Source organism: Actinoplanes sp. NPDC048791, from assembly GCF_040650095.1.
Lineage (GTDB): Bacteria > Actinomycetota > Actinomycetes > Mycobacteriales > Micromonosporaceae > Actinoplanes.
On record NZ_JBEZGQ010001246.1, the window covers coordinates 1 to 2,179 of the forward strand.

At 74.9% G+C, this 2,179-nt stretch carries 3 protein-coding genes and 1 pseudogene; 2 read left to right on the plus strand and 2 right to left on the minus strand.

Translation table 11 applies throughout. The features are described from left to right. A partial coding sequence (locus AB0C29_RS44940; RefSeq protein ID WP_360834008.1) for an NTP transferase domain-containing protein occupies nucleotides 1–359 on the minus strand: 359 nt, incomplete at its 3' end. Between the two features lie 76 nt (nucleotides 360–435). Here AB0C29_RS44940 and AB0C29_RS44945 point away from each other — a divergent pair. Next, on the plus strand, nucleotides 436–1,377 hold the full coding sequence (locus AB0C29_RS44945; protein ID WP_360834010.1) for an FAD-dependent oxidoreductase: 942 nt from the start codon (nucleotides 436–438) through the stop codon (nucleotides 1,375–1,377). 60 nt (nucleotides 1,378–1,437) lie between these two features. Continuing rightward, nucleotides 1,438–1,773: a hypothetical protein gene (locus tag AB0C29_RS44950; protein WP_360834012.1), complete on the plus strand. Its 336-nt coding sequence runs from the start codon at nucleotides 1,438–1,440 to the stop codon at nucleotides 1,771–1,773. Here AB0C29_RS44950 and AB0C29_RS44955 read toward each other — a convergent pair. Further along, nucleotides 1,754–2,179: pseudogene (locus AB0C29_RS44955) on the minus strand (hypothetical protein); the annotation flags it as partial. The gene AB0C29_RS44950 and the pseudogene AB0C29_RS44955 sit on opposite strands and share 20 nt — an antisense overlap.

The following is a 2,179-nucleotide window of genomic DNA, read 5'->3' on the forward strand; positions in this document are numbered from 1 at the left end:
GCCGGGGTGGCGCCGGTGGCGATGGCGCGTACCGCTGCGGGGGTGACGCCGGGCATGTCGACCAGCAGGACCACCACCGCGCCGGCCGGGCCGGCGGCGAGCGCCGCCAGGCCGGTGCGCAACGACGAGGCCATGCCGCTCGCCCAGTCCGGATTCTCGACATAGGTCAGTGCGGGCGCGACGGTGCGGACCTGGGCCGCCTGCGCACCGATCACGATCACCGGCTCGGCCACGCCGGCCTCGCGCAGGGTGCCGGCCGCGCGCTGCACGAGCAGGCTGCCCCGGTGCGCGACGAGGGCCTTCGGCATCCCGTAGCGGCGACCGGCGCCCGCGGCGAGAACCAGCCCGGCGATCTCCATCATCAGAGCCTAGCCCCGGTGACGGGATCCCGACTGAGAGCGAGCAGCAGCCGCCGGCCGTCCCTAGGCTCGGCGGATGAGGGTAGCCATCGTCGGTACCGGACCCACCGGCCTGTACGCCGCGACAGCCCTGGCCCGCCACGGTCACGAGGTCACCGTCGTGGACCGTGACCCCGGCCCGGCACCCGGCGGCGACTGGGAGCGCAAAGGCGTCATGCAGTTCCACCATTCACACGGGCTGCGCCGGCAGATCCTCACGGCCCTCGAGGCGGAGCTGCCCGAGGTGCGCGACGCGCTGCTGGCCGCCGGCGCCGAGCTGAGCATCCTGCCCGCCGAGGGATCCAGGCCGGAGATGGTGGTCGGGATGGCCTGCCGCCGGGAAGTCTTCGAGCTGGTGTTGCGCAGGACGGCGGCGGCCGAGCCCGGCGTGACGCTGCGGTGCGGGCACGTCGAGGATGTGCTGCGCTCCCACGGCCGCGCGGCGGGACTGCGCGTCGACGGCGCCGAGCTGGCCGCCGACCTGGTGCTGGACGCCTCCGGCCGGGCCGGGCGGATCGGCGACGACCTGCGCGCTCCCGGCACCGGCCAGGACTGCGGACTGTCCTATGTCTCCCGGCAGTACGAGCTGCTACCGGGCGCCGAGCCGGGCCCGGTCAACGCGCCGATCGGCCTGATCTCCCGGATGCCGGGCTACTTCTTCGCCGTCTTCCTCCAGGACAACCGCACCCTGAGCACCACGTTCGCCCGGCTCAGCACCGACCGGGAGCTGGCCGGCCTGCGGGTCACCGAGGCGTTCGAGACGGCCGCCCGGGCGGTGCCCGGGTTCGCGGAATGGACCGACCCGGCCCGCAGCCGGCCGATCACCGCCGTGCTGCCCGGCGGTCACCTGCGCAACGCCTACCGGGGCCAGCTGGACGAGGACGGCCGGGTGGCACTGCCCGGCCTGATCCACCTCGGCGACGCGGTCTGCACCACCAACCCGGTCGCCGGCCGCGGCATCTCGACGTCCCTGCTATAGGCCCAGCACCTGGTCTCGCTGATCGGCGGTCGCCGCCCCGGCGGCGCGGACCTCGAAACGGTGACGCTGGAGTTCGACCGGTGGTGCACCGAGCAGATCAAGCCCTGGTTCGACGACCACCTGACCTGGGACCCCGAGCAGATACGCCAGTGGGCGGGCGCGGAGATCGACCTGTCCCGGCCGCTGGCCTCCGGCTACATCGTCGAGGCGGCTCAGGCCGACCCGTCGCTGATGCGCCACGTCGGGCCGTACCTGTCGATGGAAGCCCTGCCCGCGACGCTGGCCGCGGCCGAACCGCGGGCCCGGGAGATCTATGCGGGCGGCTGGCGGGCCCCGCTGCCGGCCGGCCCCAGCCGGGACGACCTGGTGTCCCTGATCAGCCGCGTGGGGGTCTAGCCAGGGCGGCCGGCAGCCCGCGTACGGCGGCCAGCCCGAGCACCGTCCGGGGCTGATAGGCGACCCGCCACAGCCCGCCGTGCGCCGCGCCGATGGTCTCGTCGGTCCATGCGCTCGGCGCCGCGGGCCGTGGCTTGCGCAGCTGGTGCACGAGCAGCGCCGCCATCAGCCGGTTGCTGGTCGCCGGTTCGAAGATCTCCGCGCCGAACACGTGCGCGCCCGCGTAGGCCGCGGCGAGCAGCCGGTTGCTCAGCACCGACCGGGTCCGGGTCGGCGGGGCGACCGAGAAGCTCACCGTCGTGCCGTCGTGCCGGGCCACCGACGCCCGCCACCGCTGGACGAGGCCGAGTACGCCGGCGAGGACGGGATGGCGGCTGGGGCGGCTCATTGGCACCTCGCCTCGGTC